Origin of the sequence: Streptomyces lydicus (assembly GCF_000717345.1) — a bacterium.
Lineage (GTDB): Bacteria > Actinomycetota > Actinomycetes > Streptomycetales > Streptomycetaceae > Streptomyces > Streptomyces lydicus.
On sequence record NZ_JNZA01000018.1, the window covers coordinates 68,417 to 83,912 of the forward strand.

The following is a 15,496-nucleotide window of genomic DNA, read 5'->3' on the forward strand; positions in this document are numbered from 1 at the left end:
CCTACGCCACCTCCCCCGCCGCCACCGTCACGATCGCCCGCACCTGCCAGGTGATCGCGACCCGGTTCCGTACGAAGTCCGGATCGGTGACCCGGCCGTCCGCAGGGTCGGTGTTGCCGGGGCCGAACTCCAGGACGGGCGTGTGCAGATGGCCGCCCGGCAGCTCAGGCCGCCGCACCGCGTCCCGCAGCAGCGTCGCCCGGTAGGCGATCTCGTTCGACAGATAGTCCCCGCCGCCCCCGGCCCGGGCCGTCGAACCGGGAGTCGGCCCGTCGGCCCGTTCGACCGGCGTCGTGCCGCCGGCCGGGATCTCCGTGACGGCGGTGTGGTCCACCACCGGATACGGCCCGGTGCCGGCCGCCACGATCCGCGCGTACGGCAGGCTGGTGGTCGTCCACTGCGGCTGCGGCGTCACCGTCGGCACCCCGGCCGGTATCGGTACGACTTCGGTGCGGGACTCCCGTGCGTTGTCCGGATAGCCGCCCCGCCAGGCCCCGTTGGTCCGTTCGACGTCGAACCGCCCCGGCCGCCCCTGGCTGATCGTCGTGAACAGGTCCACCTGCCGCGGCCCCCGACGGAAGTGCGGCAGCAGCGTGCGCTCCACCGTGCCCGCCGCGAAATCGGCCCACCGTACGGGGAAGACCGCCGCCTCGATCCGGGCCGTCCGCCCCGAGGCGGTCCGCACCGTCGTCCCGTCCAGCGCGAGCGCGGCCGCCCCCGACGGATTGCTCCGCCGCGGATCGGCGTCCAGCTGGAACGGGTCGAAACCGGTCACCACGATCCGCAGTACGCGCTTCCCGGCGGGCAACTCGATCGAGTCCTCTCCACGAGAGGTCCGCTCCAACGACCCCAGAAGAGCCTCACGTTGACCATCGGGCAGCTCGAAGTCCGGCTGCCACTGGCGCAGTTCCTTCGTCATCTCCAGCCGTGCCCAGTACAGCGGCCGGTCGTCGTCCCGGCTCAGGTCACCGCCGGCCGGGCCACGCCCCTGTGCCCGGTCCACGGCCCGCCGCCACAGCGCCCGCCCCTCGCCGGCGACATAGTGCCGGGCCCGCGCGTACGTGGTCAGGTGCGCCAGCCCGCGCCCGAACTCCTCGCGCATGTCGTCGAATCCACTGCGGCGCAGGATCTCCTGAGGCGCGGCCAGCGTCAGCCGGCCCTCTTCCACCGTGGGCGTCGCGCCGGGCCCGGGGGAGGCGGCGGCCGGAGTCGTCAGGGCCGGTGCGACGGCGGCGAGCAGCGCCAGGACGACGGCGGCCGGTGTGGTAGCTGTGCGAGTCATGGAGGTGAGTAAAGCGGTGTGGCCCGTGGGGCGGTAGAGGGCGCCGGATGGCTGGAAGTGGCCGCTGGATAGGGTGCCTGGTCCGGTCCGCCGTCGCGTCCGGCACGCTCCACGCATACCAGGGGGAATTTCTGTGGCCACTCCGCCGCCACCACACGGGCCCCACCCGTACGCCCAGCCGCCCGGTCAGCCCCCGATGGGGCCGTACGCCCAACAGCAGCCCGCCGGGCCCTACGCTCCCCAGCAGCCGGCCGCCCCTTACGCCCAGCAGCCTGCCGGGCCGTACGCCCCGCAGCAGCCGGCCGGCCCCTACGCGCCTCAGCAGCCCGCCGGCCCCTACGCCCCACCGGGACACCCGGCCCCGGCCCAAGCCCCCTACGGATACCCCCAGCAGCCGCACCCCCACGCCCAACCGGGCCCCGTCGGCTGCCAGTTCTGCGGCGCCCAGCCGGCCGTCCAGGCCACCGTCCGCGGACATCAGGGCATCCTCTACGTGATGCGGTTCCTCAGCCGCAGCGGCGTGTTCTGCCGCTCCTGCGGGCTGGCCACCTACCGGGAGATGTCCGCGAAGACCCTGTGGCAGGGCTGGTGGAGCCCGCTGTCCGTGGTCATCACCCCGATCACCCTGCTGGTCAACCTCGGCCCCCGCAGCCGCTTCCACGCCCTGGCCGCCCCGGTGGGCGGCTTCCGGCCCTCGCTCGATCCGGGCAAGCCGCTGCTGCGCCGCCCCGAAACGCTGCTGATCCTCATTCCGCTGGCGCTGCTCGCGCTGGCGCTGACGGTCCTCTTCGTCATCGGCCTGTTCGCTGACGACTCGCCCAGCGAGCCCCTCACCACCGGCGCCGGCCAGGGGAAGGCGCAGACGCTCGCCGTCGGGGACTGCGTACGCAACGACGCCGACTGGCCCGACCAGGACCTGCGGGCCGTGGACTGCGGCTCGGCCGACGCGCAGTACAAGGTGAGCCGCAGGCTGGACGCGCCGGAACAGCACTGCGCCGGCGGCGATTACCTCGCCGCTCTCGAGTACAGCCCGGACGGCGCGACGACGTCCTGTCTCACGCCCGTCCGTTAGCGCGCCGGAAGCGGCGGTTCAGCCTTCGTCCGGGGCCGCGCCCGGCCCGCCGGACCGCCGCTCCCCGCTTCCCAGCAGGGCGAGGAAGTCCCGGAAGGCCGCGGGCATGTCGACCTCCTCCGGGTCCAGCAGCCACTGCAGTTGCAGCCCGTCCAGCACCGCGACCAGCAGCGGCGCCGCCCGCTCCGGGGTCAGCCCGCCGGGCAGCGTCTCGCCGAACTCGGCCCGCAGCGTCTCGGCCATCGAGGCCCGTACGGCACGGAAGCGGGACTCGAAGAAGGCGCGGGCGGGGTGTTCCTCGGTGACGCTGTCGGCCGCCAGCACGGTGTAGGTCTGCACGAGGCCGGGGCGGGTGGCGTTGTAGTCCACGAGCTGGGTGAGGGTGTCGGTGCGCCACGCCGCGGCCGCCGAGGCCAGGTCCCAGCGGTCCCGCGCCTCCAGGACGGCCACCAGCAGCGACTCCTTCGTGGGGAAGTGGTGCAGCAGCCCCTGCTGGGTCAGTCCGGCGCGCTCGGCGACGGCCGCGAGCGAGGTACGGCGGTAGCCGCGCTCCGAGATGAGCTCCATGGCGGCTTCCAGGAGGGCCTCCCGCCGCTCGGCGCGCTGGGCCTGCCGCCCGCCCCCGCCGCGCCGCGGCGCCGGCCGGCCGCCGGGTGTGCCGTCCTCGTCTCGTACAGTCACCGGCCGAGCGTAACCCGGCGTGGAGATCCCGTACGGCTGGTGTATCGGAAGCGTAACGACGCCTACCGTGTGGCAGGTGGAGGGTGAGAATCCGGGCAGGGGGCCCGCCCGTCAACCTCAGGAGCACCGGAGACCGCATGACCGACGACCAGCCCCAGCGCGCCGCCCGCGTCGACCACGCCACGGCCGTCGAACGCGCGCTCGCCGCCCTCGACCTCGACGCCAAGGCCCGGCTGCTGTCCGGCCAGGACATGTGGACCCTGCCGGCCCTGCCCGCCATCGGACTGCGCTCACTGGTGATGTCGGACGGCCCGGTCGGCGTACGGGGTCAGGAGTGGAGCGCCGAGGACCCCTCGGTCGCCCTGCCCAGCCCCACGGCGCTGGCCGCCACCTGGGACCCCGAACTGGCCCGCCGGACCGGCCACCTCCTCGCCCAGGAAGCCCGCCGCAAGGGCGTGCACGTCCTCCTCGCGCCGACCGTCAATCTGCACCGCTCACCGCTCGGCGGCCGGCACTTCGAGTGCTATTCCGAAGACCCGCTGCTCACCGGCGCGATCGGCGCCGGGTATGTGCGGGGCGTCCAGGAGGGCGGCGTCGGCACGACCGTCAAACACTTCGTCGGCAACGACGCGGAGACCGACCGGCTCACCGTCGACAACCGCATCGCCCCCCGTCCGCTGCGCGAGCTGTATCTGGCGCCCTTCGAGCACATCGTCACCAACGCCCACCCCTGGGGCATCATGACCGCCTACAACCAGGTCAACGGCGCGACGATGACCGAGCACCGCTATCTGGTCAACGAAGTCCTGCGCGGGGAATGGGGTTTCGACGGCTGCAACGTCTCCGACTGGACGGCGGCCCGCGACACCGTGCGTGCCCTGCGCGGCGGCCTGGACGTGGCGATGCCCGGGCCCCGGACGGTCTACGGCGCCCCCCTCGCCGCGGCCGTCCGCGCCGGCGAGGTGACCGAGGCGGAGGTGGACGCCGCGGTGCGCCGGGTGCTGCTGCTCGCCGCCCGGACGGGGTGCCTGGAGGGCGTCGCGGCCGCCGTCGATCCGGCCGGGGTCCCGCAGGGGATCGACGGCCGGGCGCTGGCCCGCGAGGTCGCCCGCCGGGGCTTCGTCCTGCTGCGCAACGAGCCCGTCCGCGGGGCGCGGCGGGCGCTGCCGCTCGACGCCACGGCGCTGCGCAGCCTCGCCGTCATCGGGGCGAGCGCACGCGACGCCCGGGTGCTCGGCGGCGGCTCCGCGACCGTCTTCCCCGACACCGTCGTCTCCCCGCTGGAGGGCCTGCGGGCCGCGCTGCCCGAGGGCGTCGAGGTCACCTTCGCGCCCGGGGCGGACCCGCGCACCCGGACCCCGCACGCCCGGGAGGGCTTCACCCTGCGCGCCCGCTACCTCACCGCCGACGGCCGGGTCCTCGCCGAGACACCGCAGTTCGACGGCAAGGTGCAGGCGATGGGCCGCTTCCCCGCGGGCGTCACCCGGAACGAACTGGCCGCCGTCGAGCTGACCGGCACCTGCGTCCCGCGGACCGGCGGCCGGCACACCTTCGCCGTCGCCGGCACCGGTGACCTGCGGCTGACCGTCGGCGGTGCGGTGCTCTTCGACGAGCACTGCGCGCCGGAGGGCCACGACCCCTTCGAGGCGTTCATGCACCCCGTCGAGCGGCAGGTCACGGCGGAGCTGACGGTGGGGAAGCCGGTGGACGTCGTCCTGCGGTTCGTCCCGCTCGGCCTCGGGTTGGGCGAGGGCATGGACGCGCTCCACTTCACCCTCGGCCACCGCGAGCCGCAGCTCGACCCCGACGCCGAGATCGAGGAGGCGGTCCGGGCCGCGGCCGCCGCCGATGCCGCGGTCGTGGTCGTCGCCACGACCGAGGAGGTCGAGTCCGAGGGCCTCGACCGCCGTGATCTGCGGCTGCCGGGCCGGCAGGACGAGCTGGTCGCCCGGGTCGCCGCGGTCAACCCGCACACTGTGGTGGTCGTCAACGCCGGGTCGCCGGTGGAGCTGCCGTGGCGCACCCGGGTCCCCGCCGTGCTGCTGAGCTGGTTCCCCGGCCAGGAAGGCGGTGCGGCGCTGGCGGAGGTGCTGCTCGGCGCGCACGAACCGGGCGGGCGGCTCCCCACCACCTGGCCGGCCCGGATCGAGGACGCCCCGGTCACCACGGTCGCCCCGACGGACGGCCAACTCGACTACTCCGAGGGCGTGTTCATCGGGTACCGCGGTTGGCGGGCGTCGGCCGCGGCGCCCGCGTACCCCTTCGGGCACGGCCTGGGATACACCGACTGGGAGTACGAGTCGCTGGACACCACCCCCGACTCGGTGCGGGTCCGGCTCCGCAACGCGGGCGAGCGGCCCGGGCGGGAGGTCGTCCAGATCTATCTGGCGCCGACGGCGGACTCCGCCCCGGACGCACCGGAGCGCCCGGCCCGCTGGCTGGCCGGTTTCGCGGTCGTCGAGGCCGGCCCCGGCGAGAGCGCCGAGACCGAGATCCCGCTCCCAGACCGCGCCTTCGCGGTCTGGGAGGAGGACGGCGGCTGGCGGCGCGTCAAGGGCGTCTACACCGTCGAGGCGGCGCACAGCGTCGCCGACCGCAGACTGACCGCCGAAGTCACCGTCGGCTGACGACCGGGCCGGGGGCACTACGAGGTCACCACCGACACGTCACCGCCGCTCGTCCGCGCCGTCACCTTGTGCGCGGACCGCGGGTCGGTCGGCACGTCGACCTTGCTGGTGCCGCCGCTCGTCGAGGCGTCGACCTTGTAGGAGCCCTTGGGGAGGCGGATGGTGACATCGCCTCCGCTGGTCCGTCCCGAGACCTCGTCCGGCGCCGCGACCAGCGCGACGTCCACGTTCCCGCCGCTGGTCCGCACCTGCGTCGTACGCGCCGTGGAGTCCGCGACGTTGATGTCGCCACCGCTGGTCTCCGCGGTGATCGCGCCCGAGGTGCCGCGGATCGTGACGTCCCCGCCGCTGGTGTGCAGATTGACCGAGGCGTCACGCGGCAGCAGCACGCGGTAGTCCACCTCGCACTTGCGCCCCATGCCGCAGTCCTCGGCCTTCAGCGTCAGCCGGCCGTCCTTCAGCTCGTGCTCCGGAGTCGGCTTGCTGTCGTTGTAGCGGTACTTCTCCCGCACCTTGACCGAGCCGCCGGCGTCCACCGGCACCACCTCGATGTCCCCGCCATGGGTCGTCGCCGACAGCGCGGTCACCTTGCCCTGCACCGAGTAGGTGCGCTCCGCCTCCTTCGTCGGGCCGAAGCCCGACAGCGAGCAGCCGGTGACCAGCACGGTCAACGCCGCACAGGACAGGACGAGATGAGGAGCGCGGAGGCGGGGCATGACGTAACTTCTCCCGTGGCAGGCAAGGATCGGAGCGGAAGCGAACCGATCACCACCATCTTCGGTCTTCCCCCCTGCGCGGGCGTCCCCGCAGGGGATGACCTTCACGTCACCGCACGGTATGACGTGCCCCTAGGGGCCCCCTCCCTCAGTACCCGCCCGCACTCCGGGTCCGTACCCCGAACCCGTACACGGTCGTGGAGCGGTAGGTCTCCCCGGGCCGCAGCACCGTGCCCGGGAATTCCGGCCGGTTCGGGGAGTCGGGGAAGTGCTGGGTCTCCAGCGCGAGGCCGGCCGCCGGCCCGTAGGGGACCCCGGAGGTGCCGGTCAGCGAACCGTCGAGATGGCCGGCGGTGTACAGCTGCAGACCGGGCTCGGTGGTCGCCAGCTCCAGCACCCGGCCGGAGCGCGGGTCGAACAGCTCCGCGACCACCCGTGGCTCCTCGGTCACCCCGCCGTCGAGGGCGAAGTTGTGGTCGTACGCGTCGCCCACGGGGCGCGCCGTCCGGAAGTCGAACCGGGTGCCGGCGACCTCCGCCGGTCCGCCCGGCAGCGGGATGCCGGTGCCGTCGACGGGCGTGTAGCGCGCCGCCGCGAGCCGCAGTTCGTGCCCGGTGGCGCTGCCGCTGCCGTCCCCGCCCAGGTTCAGATAGGTGTGGTTGGTCAGGTTGACGACCGTCGGGGCGTCGGTCCGCGCCCGGTAGGCGATGCGCAGTGCGCCGCCCCCGGGGCGGTCGGACAGCGTGTAGGTCACCCGGACGTCCAGGTTGCCGGGGAAGCCCTCCTCGCCGTCCGGGCTGACCCGGTGCAGCTCCACCCCGCCCGCCACCGGGCGGGCGTCCCACACCACCCGGGAGAAGTTCCGTGGTCCGCCGTGCAGGCTGTGCGCCCCGTCGTTCGGCGTCAGCTCGTAGGTCCGGCCGTCGAGCGTGAAGGCCGCCCCGGCGATCCGGTTGGCGTACCGCCCGACCAGCGCGCCGAAGTGCGAGCCGCCGTGCGCGGCGTACGAGGCCGGCTCGCCGAAGCCCAGGGCCAGCTGCGCCGGGCGCCCGTCCCGGTCCGGGGCCTCGACGCTCTGGACGATGCCGCCGTACGTCAGCACCCGGACCCGTAGCGCGCCGGGCCCGGGGCCGGTCTCCAGGGTCCAGCGGTCGACGCGACTGCCGTCGTCCAGCGTGCCGAAGAATTCCCTGCTGACCTGCGTCTCCATGCGCGCGAGCCTATGCCCGCGGCCCGGTGGGCGGCGTTGCGGACCGCGCGCGGGGGTGCGGCCGCCGCGCTAGGACCCCTTACGGGTGACAGCGCGGAACGCCAGCTCCGCCAGTTCCTGCTGGCCGCGGGTGCCCGGGTGGAACCAGTCCCAGGTGCTCAACTGCCGGTCGGTGAAGCGGTAGTCGAAGACGGACCGGTCGAAGCGGCACAGCGGATCCTTGCCGCACACCTCCGCCATCGCCGCGTTGTACGCCTTCACCCGGCCCTGCACCGCCGCCCGGCGGTCCTGCGCCGGCCGGGTCAGATCGTCCGGGTCGCGCAGCATCGACCCGCACATCCCCAGCTTCCAGACTTCCTTGCCGAGCGGGTTCTTGCGCCCCTCGGACCACAGCCGCAGCAGGTCCGGCACGGCCGCGACGTACACCTGGGTGTGCGGCAGGGTGCGCCGCAGGTACGTCAGGGACCGCGCGAAGTCGGCGCGGAAGGTGGCCGTCGGGGTCATCGCCGTCACGTCGCGGCGGCAGGCGTCATTGGCGCCGATCAGGACCGTCACCAGTTCGGGTTTGTGCAGGGCGGCCGCGGCGGCCTGGTCGGGCAGGTCGTTCATCACCGCGCCGGTCTTCGCGAAGTTCCAGCTGTGTGTGGCGGGGCGGGGGACCAGCCGCCGGGCGAGGCTGTCGACCTTGGGGTCGGTGCCGGTGGACCAGGAGACCTCGGGACAGTCGGAGAGCACGGTGCAGGCGTCGAAGCCGACGGTGATCGAATCGCCGAGTGCCGCGATCGAGTGGGGATCGGTGCGCCATACGGGCCCGTGCGCGGTCTTCCGTTTGGCCGACGCACCGGAGTGCGAGCCGCCCGTACCGTCCGCACTACAGGCGGTGAGGGCGATCAGCAGGGCGGCAGCGGCGGTGACGGTGCGTGAGAATCGGTGGCCGAAGCGGCGGTTCGGGGGGCGCGAGGGCCGATCGATCTGCGTCATCCCCTGTCCCCTCCGGCGTGCGAGTGATATCTCTTCGGGTACCGACGGTACGTCACCCCCTCGCCCGGCACCGCGCGGTAGCTTTGCCCCGTGCCTGCCGGGCGGTGACCCCAAGTGGTAAGTGCAGTCGGCACAGACAAATTACATCACGTCATTTCCTGTCCCTTTTGCGGCAAATTCCGCCTAATGGTGTTTACTGTAGGTCACCTCGCATGCTGGTGCCGAAGTGATCACTGGGGCAGAATGGCAACTGTCCCGGCCGCAACCGGAACGGGCACGAGGCCGCTGGGGAAGGCGAACCTCGAACCGCACTGGAGGTCCCGGTGACGACACGTGGAGTTCTGTACGTCCACTCCGCTCCGCGCGCGCTGTGCCCGCACGTCGAATGGGCCGTGGCGGGCGTGCTCGGCGTGCGCGTCAATCTCGACTGGATCCGGCAGCCGGCGTCGCCGGGGACCTGGAGAGCCGAGTTCTCCTGGCAGGGCGAGGCCGGCACCGCCTCCAAGCTGGCCTCCGCGCTGCGCGGCTGGCACCTGCTCCGCTTCGAGGTGACCGCGGAACCCTGCTCCACCGCCGAGGGAGAGCGCTACAGCTCCACCCCCGACCTGGGCATCTTCCACGCCGTCACGGGCATCCACGGCGACATCCTGATCCCCGAGGACCGGCTGCGCGCCGCCGTCGCCCGCTCCGCGCGTGGCGAGACCGAGCTGGCCGCCGAGGTCGCCAAGCTCCTCGGCAAGCCCTGGGACGACGAGCTGGAGCCGTTCCGCTACGCCGGTGAGGGCGCCCCGGTGCGCTGGCTGCACCAAGTCGTATGAGGACTGAGGCGCCGGTCCGCTGCCTCCACCAGGTCGTTTAGGGGATCTCTCCCGCGGGGGCCCGTCCGGGCGGCGGCCCGGCGACACGCGGCAGCGGTTGCCTTGGAGTGCGCTCGACGGCCTAGCGTGCCGGCATGGCCGACAACAACAACTCACCCCTGTCCGTCGCGGTGCTCGGCACCGGCATCATGGGCGCGGCGATGGCCCGCAACCTCGCCAGGGCGGGTCTGGACGTCCGCGTCTGGAACCGTACGCGGGCCAGGGCCGAGCCGCTGGCCGCCGACGGGGCCCGCGTCACCGACACCCCCGCGCAGGCCGTGGACGGCGCCGCGGTGGTCCTCACGATGCTGCTCGACGGGGACGCCGTGCTCGCCGCGATGCGCCAGGCCGCCCCGTCCCTCGCGGCCGGCGCCCTGTGGATCCAGGCGAGCACGGTGGGCACCGAAGGCTTCGCCCCGCTGGTCCACCTCGCCGGTGAGCACCGGCTGCGGTTCGTCGACGCTCCCGTCCTGGGCACCAAGGAGCCCGCCGAGAAGGGCGAGTTGACGATCCTCGCGGCCGGCCCGCAGGACGTGCGGGAGCGCGCCGGGCAGGTCTTCGACATCATCGGCAGCCGCACCCAGTGGGTCGGCGAGGACGCCGCGAGCGGCGCCGCCACCCGACTCAAGCTCGTCGTCAACACCTGGGTGCTGACCGTCATCAGCGGTACGGGTGAGGTGCTCGGGCTCGCCGAGGGGCTCGGGGTGGACCCGCGCGCCTTCCTCTCCGCGGTCTCCGGCGGCGCGCTCGACCTGCCGTATCTGCGGCTGAAATCCGAGACGATTCTGTCCGGGAACTATCAGCCGAGCTTCACCGTCTCCGCCGCGCGCAAGGACGCCCGGCTGATCACCGAGGCCGCCCGGGAAGCCGGCGTACGGGTGGACCTGGCCACGGCCGCCGCGGAGCGCTTCCGGCGGGCCGCGGAGCAGGGCCACGGCGAAGAGGACGCCTCCGCGGCCTACTTCGCGAGCTTCGGGGACTGAGGGACACGCCGAGGGCCCGCCCGGTGTGTGTCACCGGGCGGGCCCTCGGGTTGTGCTGAGCGTGCCTCAGACCGTGCGGAAGGCGAGCACCACGTTGTGGCCGCCGAAGCCGAACGAGTCGTTCAGGGCCGCGATCGTGCCCTCGGCCGGCAGCTTGCGGGGTTCGCCGCGGACGATGTCCGCGTCGGCCTCCGGGTCGAGCTGGTCGATGTTGATCGTCGGCGGGGCGATGCGGTTCTTGAGCGCGAGGACCGTGGCCACCGTCTCGATGCCGCCCGCGCCACCCAGGAGGTGGCCGGTCATCGACTTCGTGCTGGTGATGGCCATGTGGTCGACGTCGTCACCGAACGCCTTCCGCAGCGCCCTGAGCTCACCGACGTCACCGGCCGGGGTCGACGTCGCGTGCGCGTTCACGTGCACGATCTCCGCCGGGTTGAGACCGGTGTTGTCGATCAGGTTCTGCAGCGCCGCCGCGATGCCGTTGCCGGACGGCTCGGGCTGCGTGATGTGGTGCGCGTCGGCGGAGATGCCCTGGCCGACGGCCTCGGCGTAGATCGTGGCGCCGCGGGCCTTGGCGTGCTCCTCGGACTCCAGGATGATCACGCCGGCGCCCTCGCCGAGCACGAAGCCGTTGCGGTCGACGTCCCACGGACGGGAGGCGCCCTGCGGGTCGTCGTTGTTCTTGGACATCGCCATCATGTTGCCGAACGCGACGATCGGCAGCGGGTGGATGGCGGCTTCCGTGCCACCGGCGACGACGACGTCGGCGCGGCCCGAGCGGATCATCTCGATGGCGTAGCCGATGGCCTCGGCGCCCGACGCGCACGCCGAGACCGGCGTGTGCACACCGGCGCGGGCGTTGAACTCGATGCCGACGTTGGCGGACGGCGAGTTCGGCATCAGCATCGGCACGGTGTGCGGGGAGACGCGGCGTACGCCCTTCTCCTTGAGCACGTCGTACTGGTCGAGCAGGGTCGTCACACCACCGATGCCGGAGGCGATGACGGCGCCCAGACGGTCGGGGTTGACCGACGTGTCCTCGCCCGCCTTGGCGGTGAAGCCCGCGTCCTTCCAGGCTTCCTGGGCCGCGACGAGCGCGAACTGCGCCGAGCGGTCCAGCTTGCGGGCCTGCGGCCGCGGGATGATCTCGGACGGCTCGACGGCGATCTGCCCGGCGATGCGGACGGGCAGCTCGGCGGCCCAGTCCTGCTCGAGGGTGCTCACGCCGGAACGTCCGGCGAGCAGGGCCTCCCAGGTCGAAGCGCTGTCGCCACCCAGCGGTGTGGTTGCGCCGATACCGGTGACGACCACGGTGCGATTGGTCGCGTTCACGGGAATTCTTACTCCACGGGTAGAGGGGTCTGAATCGACGGCGCCACCGCGGGGTGGCGACATGCGCGGGTGAGCTGGATCAGCTCTGGTGCTTGAGGATGTAGTCGGTCGCGTCGCCGACGGTCTTGAGGTTCTTGACGTCGTCGTCCGGGATCTTCACGTCGAAGCGCTCTTCGGCGGCGACGACGACCTCGACCATGGACAGCGAGTCGACGTCCAGGTCGTCGGTGAAGGACTTGTCCACCTTGACGTCCTCGGTGGGGATACCGGCGATCTCGTTCACGATCTCGGCGAGACCGGCGACGATCTCTTCCTGAGTGGCGGCCATGATGGCGCTCCTTCGGTCATTTTAAGGGGAAACTGCGTTACTTGCGGTGAAGATCCGTGCGTGGCCGACACGTCCGAAGACGTACGGTGCTGCGCAGATCTTGCCCTAGGGGAGGGTAACGACCGTCGCGGCGTAGACGAGACCCGCCCCGAAGCCGATGACCAGCGCGGTGTCGCCGCTCTTGGCCTGACCCGTCGCCAACAGCCGCTCCATTGCGAGCGGGATGGAGGCGGCCGAGGTGTTGCCGGTGGTCTCCACGTCGCGGGCGACCGTCACGCTCTCCGGCAGCTTCAGAGTCTTCACCATCGAGTCGATGATCCGCATGTTGGCCTGGTGCGGAATGAAGACGTCCAGGTCGTCCGGGCTGACTCCGGCCGCGTCCAGCGCCTGCTGGGCGACCTTCGCCATCTCGAACACCGCCCACCGGAAGACCGCCTGGCCCTCCTGGGTGATGGCGGGGAATCGGATCTCCTCCAGGGCGGGGCGCTCTTCGGGCCCGTCGCCGCCGGGGAGAGGGATGGTGCGGTAGACGTCCCAGCCGAGGGTCTGCTTGATGGTCTCGGACTTGTCGCCCTCCGAGCCCCAGACCGTCGGGCCGATCGCCGGCTGCTTGGCGGGACCGACGATCACCGCGCCGGCACCGTCACCGAAGAGGAAGGCCGTCGCGCGGTCCTCCAGGTCGGTCAGGTCCGACAGCCGCTCGACGCCGATGACCAGCACGTACTCCGCGCTGCCCTCGGTGACCAGGCCCTTGGCCAGGGTCAGTCCGTAGCCGAAGCCCGCGCAGCCCGCCGAGATGTCGAAGGCGGCCGGCTTGCCGGCGCCGATGCGGTGCGCGATCTCGGTCGCGACGGCCGGCGTCTGCTTGAAGTGCGAGACGGTGGAGACGATCACGGCGCCGATCTGCTCGGGCGTGATGCCGGCGTCGGCGATCGCCTTGCCGGACGCCTCGACCGACATGGTCGCGACTGTCTCCTCGGGGCCGGCCCAGTGGCGGGTCGCGATACCGGACCGCGAACGGATCCACTCGTCGGACGAGTCGATGTGCTTGAGGATCTCCTCGTTGGGCACGACACGGGTCGGCCGGTAGCCGCCGACGCCCATGATCCGCGCGTACGGGGCGCCCTTCGAGGGCTTGATCTTCGATGTCATGCGCTTCGGACTCCTATTCGGCCGGTGCAGAGCCTGCGGTGACGGCAGAGGACGCGGCGGCGATCAGCGTGCGGGCCGCGTCGAGGTCCTCAGGCGTCTTGAGGGCGAGGGTCTGCACACCGGGCAGCGCACGCTTGGCCAGGCCGGTGAGCGTGCCGCCGGGGGCGGCCTCGATGAGCGCGGTGACGCCGAGCGTCTTGAACGTCTCCATGCACAGGTCCCAGCGCACCGGGTTGGCCACCTGGCCGACCAGCCGCTGCACCAGTTCGTGACCGGAGGAGACCAGCTGCCCGTCCTTGTTGGAGACGTAACGGGTGTGCGGGTCGGCGACCGACAGCTGGGTGGTCGCGGATTCCAGGGCCGAGACGGCGGGTGCCATGTGGTGAGTATGGAACGCGCCGGCCACCTTCAGCGGTACGACCCGGCGGGTGCCTTCCGGCTTGTTCTCGACGAGCGCGGCGATCTGCTCCGCGGTGCCCGCCGCGACGATCTGACCCGCGCCGTTGACGTTCGCCGGGGTGAGGCCCAGCTGCTCCAGGTGCGGGATGACGACGGCCTCGTCGCCGCCCAGCAGTGCGGCCATGCCGGTCTCGGTGATCGCGGCGGCCTCGGCCATCGCCTGGCCGCGCCGGCGCACCAGCTTCATCGCGGCCTCGTCGGAGACCGCGCCGGTCAGCGCGGCGGCGGCGAGCTCACCGACGCTGTGGCCGGCCGCGGCGCCGACCTGCGCGGCGAAGCCGTCGGCCGTCGGGAACAGCTGGCGGGCGGAGATCAGGGCGGAGGCCACCAGCAGCGGCTGCGCCACCGCGGTGTCGCGGATCTCCTCCTCGTCGGCCTTCGTGCCGTAGTGGATCAGGTCCAGGTCGATGGCGGCCGACCACTCACGGAGCCGGTCTTCGACACCGGGGAGGTCGAGCCAGGGGGTCAGGAAGCCGGGCGTCTGAGCGCCTTGGCCGGGAGCGACGAGTACGAGCACCCTCACACTCTCTCTTGTGGGTGGTTCCGCCCGCCCGTGGGGACAGGGACCAAGAACCATCGGGGGAATTGTTGGTCTCCGACAAAAGTCTAGGGTTGTGCCTCACCGTCAGCCAGACGCCCCAGAATCAGCGCGATACGGAGGGTGAAGGCCGAGCGGACATCGGAGGGTGACCATCCGGTGACGTCCGTCACACGTCGCAGCCGATAGCGCACGGTGTTGGGGTGCACGAACAGCATCCGCGCGGCGCCCTCCAGGCTGCTCGCCTGCTCCAGATAGACGCTCAGCGTCTCCAGCAGCGCCGACCCCGCCTCCTCCAGCGGTCTGTAGATCTCCTCCACCAACTGCTCCCGCGCGACCGGGTCGGAGGCCATCGCGCGCTCCGGCAGCAGGTCGTCGGCCAGCACCGGCCGGGGGGCGTCCGGCCAGGCCGCGCACGCCCGCAGACCGGCGGCCGCGGCCTGCGCGGAACGGGTCGCGGCGAGCAGGTCGGAGACCACCGGGCCGGCCACCACGGGGCCGGCCGCGTACGGGCCGATCAGCGCCTTCGCGGCCTTGAGCGGATTGTCCGAGCCGCCCGCGATCACCACCAGGCGCGAGCCCAGCACCCCGGTGAGGACCTGGAGCTTGGCGTGCCGGGCGGCCCGCCGGATCGCCTCCACGGTCAGTTCGCTGTCCCCGTCGGGCGCGGTGCCCAGCACCACGCACACGTGCTCGGGCGAGTTCCAGCCCAGCGCCGCCGCCCGGGAGACCGCGCCCTCGTCCGCCTCCCCCGACAGCACCGCGTTGACCACCAGGGACTCCAGCCGGGCGTCCCACGCGCCGCGCGCCTCGGCGGCCTGCGCGTAGACCTGCGCGGTGGCGAAGGCGATCTCCCGGGCGTAGACCAGCAGCGCCTCGCGCAGCACGGACTCGTCGCCGGGGGCTGCGACCTCGTCGATCGCCGTCTCCATGACCTCGATGGTCGTACGGACCATCTCCACGGTCTGCCGCAGCGTGATCGCCCGGGTCAGCTCGCGCGGGGCGGTGCCGAAGACGTCGGTGCTGATCGCCTGGGGGGTCTCCGGATGCCGGAACCACTCGGTGAAGGCGGCGATGCCGGCCTGCGCCACCAGACCGATCCAGGAACGGTTCTCCGGGGGCATCGCGCGGTACCACGGCAGGGTGGCGTCCATACGGGCGATGGCCGCGGCGGCCAGTTTGCCGGACGAGTTCTCCAGACGCCGGAGGGTCGCCGAGTGCGGGTGCGCGTCGCGCGAAGCGGGTTCAGACACGGGACAAGCCTGCACTATCGGGGCG

The 15,496-nt window shown here is 72.7% G+C and carries 14 protein-coding genes; 4 read left to right on the forward strand and 10 right to left on the reverse strand.

Translation table 11 applies throughout. The annotated features are described in order from the left end of the window. Window position 1 precedes the first annotated feature (1 nt). Window positions 2–1,282: a C15 family peptidase gene (locus tag OO62_RS19140; protein ID WP_033268685.1), complete on the reverse strand. Its 1,281-nt coding sequence runs from the start codon at window positions 1,280–1,282 to the stop codon at window positions 2–4. Between the two features lie 133 nt (window positions 1,283–1,415). Between OO62_RS19140 and OO62_RS19145 the strand changes: the two genes are divergently transcribed. Next, window positions 1,416–2,354 carry an LppU/SCO3897 family protein gene (locus OO62_RS19145; RefSeq protein WP_033268686.1) on the forward strand — a complete coding sequence of 313 codons (939 nt, stop codon included), beginning with the start codon at window positions 1,416–1,418 and terminating at the stop codon, window positions 2,352–2,354. Window positions 2,355–2,372: 18 nt separating this feature from the next. Here OO62_RS19145 and OO62_RS19150 read toward each other — a convergent pair whose 3' ends face one another. Beyond that, window positions 2,373–3,035, reverse strand: coding sequence for a TetR/AcrR family transcriptional regulator (locus tag OO62_RS19150; protein ID WP_033268687.1), 663 nt, complete (start codon window positions 3,033–3,035; stop codon window positions 2,373–2,375). Window positions 3,036–3,172: 137 nt separating this feature from the next. Here OO62_RS19150 and OO62_RS19155 point away from each other — a divergent pair, with 137 nt between their 5' ends. Further along, the gene (locus OO62_RS19155; RefSeq protein WP_033268688.1) at window positions 3,173–5,662 is read left to right on the forward strand and encodes a glycoside hydrolase family 3 protein; all 2,490 of its coding nucleotides are present in this window, start codon (window positions 3,173–3,175) and stop codon (window positions 5,660–5,662) included. A gap of 17 nt (window positions 5,663–5,679) precedes the next feature. On the opposite strand, the gene OO62_RS19160 is transcribed toward OO62_RS19155, so the two are convergent. From OO62_RS19160 to OO62_RS19170, 3 genes are all read right to left on the reverse strand, one after another. Next, complete coding sequence (locus OO62_RS19160) at window positions 5,680–6,378, reverse strand: DUF4097 family beta strand repeat-containing protein (protein WP_033268689.1); 699 nt, start codon at window positions 6,376–6,378, stop codon at window positions 5,680–5,682. A 148-nt stretch (window positions 6,379–6,526) separates the two neighbouring features. Further along, complete coding sequence (locus OO62_RS19165; RefSeq protein WP_033268690.1) at window positions 6,527–7,588, reverse strand: aldose epimerase family protein; 1,062 nt, start codon at window positions 7,586–7,588, stop codon at window positions 6,527–6,529. 69 nt (window positions 7,589–7,657) lie between these two features. Then, window positions 7,658–8,569: an SGNH/GDSL hydrolase family protein gene (locus OO62_RS19170; protein WP_078617249.1), complete on the reverse strand. Its 912-nt coding sequence runs from the start codon at window positions 8,567–8,569 to the stop codon at window positions 7,658–7,660. Window positions 8,570–8,892: 323 nt separating this feature from the next. On the opposite strand from OO62_RS19170, the gene OO62_RS19175 reads away from it, so the two are divergent. After that, the gene (locus OO62_RS19175; RefSeq protein ID WP_018088059.1) at window positions 8,893–9,387 is read left to right on the forward strand and encodes a DUF3145 domain-containing protein; all 495 of its coding nucleotides are present in this window, start codon (window positions 8,893–8,895) and stop codon (window positions 9,385–9,387) included. A 134-nt stretch (window positions 9,388–9,521) separates the two neighbouring features. Beyond that, entirely contained in the window at window positions 9,522–10,409 is an 888-nt protein-coding gene (locus OO62_RS19180; protein WP_033268691.1) for an NAD(P)-dependent oxidoreductase, read from the forward strand. Window positions 10,410–10,475: 66 nt separating this feature from the next. Here the strand turns inward: OO62_RS19180 and fabF are convergent, their stop codons facing one another. From fabF to OO62_RS19205, 5 genes are all read right to left on the reverse strand, one after another. Further along, window positions 10,476–11,741 (reverse strand): beta-ketoacyl-ACP synthase II, encoded by a 1,266-nt coding sequence (gene fabF / locus OO62_RS19185; protein WP_033268692.1) that lies wholly within the window; start codon window positions 11,739–11,741, stop codon window positions 10,476–10,478. A 79-nt stretch (window positions 11,742–11,820) separates the two neighbouring features. Continuing rightward, entirely contained in the window at window positions 11,821–12,069 is a 249-nt protein-coding gene (locus tag OO62_RS19190; RefSeq protein WP_033268693.1) for an acyl carrier protein, read from the reverse strand. Between the two features lie 105 nt (window positions 12,070–12,174). Then, window positions 12,175–13,221: a ketoacyl-ACP synthase III gene (locus OO62_RS19195; RefSeq protein WP_033268694.1), complete on the reverse strand. Its 1,047-nt coding sequence runs from the start codon at window positions 13,219–13,221 to the stop codon at window positions 12,175–12,177. A gap of 13 nt (window positions 13,222–13,234) precedes the next feature. Then, complete coding sequence (locus OO62_RS19200; protein WP_033268695.1) at window positions 13,235–14,197, reverse strand: ACP S-malonyltransferase; 963 nt, start codon at window positions 14,195–14,197, stop codon at window positions 13,235–13,237. Between the two features lie 89 nt (window positions 14,198–14,286). Next, a complete protein-coding gene (locus OO62_RS19205; protein ID WP_033268696.1) occupies window positions 14,287–15,471 on the reverse strand; it encodes a PucR family transcriptional regulator in 1,185 nt (394 codons plus the stop codon). Between the last annotated feature and the right edge of the window lie 25 nt (window positions 15,472–15,496).

Excerpts from the sequence above, each read along its gene's own strand:
- OO62_RS19180 (WP_033268691.1), top strand. The coding sequence starts at position 9,522 with ATGGCCGACAACAACAACTCACCCCTGTCCGTCGCGGTGCTCGGCACC.
- OO62_RS19195 (WP_033268694.1), bottom strand. The coding sequence starts at position 13,221 with ATGACATCGAAGATCAAGCCCTCGAAGGGCGCCCCGTACGCGCGGATC.
- OO62_RS19155 (WP_033268688.1), top strand. The coding sequence starts at position 3,173 with ATGACCGACGACCAGCCCCAGCGCGCCGCCCGCGTCGACCACGCCACG.
- OO62_RS19140 (WP_033268685.1), bottom strand. The coding sequence starts at position 1,282 with ATGACTCGCACAGCTACCACACCGGCCGCCGTCGTCCTGGCGCTGCTC.
- OO62_RS19190 (WP_033268693.1), bottom strand. The coding sequence starts at position 12,069 with ATGGCCGCCACTCAGGAAGAGATCGTCGCCGGTCTCGCCGAGATCGTG.
- OO62_RS19160 (WP_033268689.1), bottom strand. The coding sequence starts at position 6,378 with ATGCCCCGCCTCCGCGCTCCTCATCTCGTCCTGTCCTGTGCGGCGTTG.
- OO62_RS19165 (WP_033268690.1), bottom strand. The coding sequence starts at position 7,588 with ATGGAGACGCAGGTCAGCAGGGAATTCTTCGGCACGCTGGACGACGGC.
- OO62_RS19170 (WP_078617249.1), bottom strand. The coding sequence starts at position 8,569 with ATGACGCAGATCGATCGGCCCTCGCGCCCCCCGAACCGCCGCTTCGGC.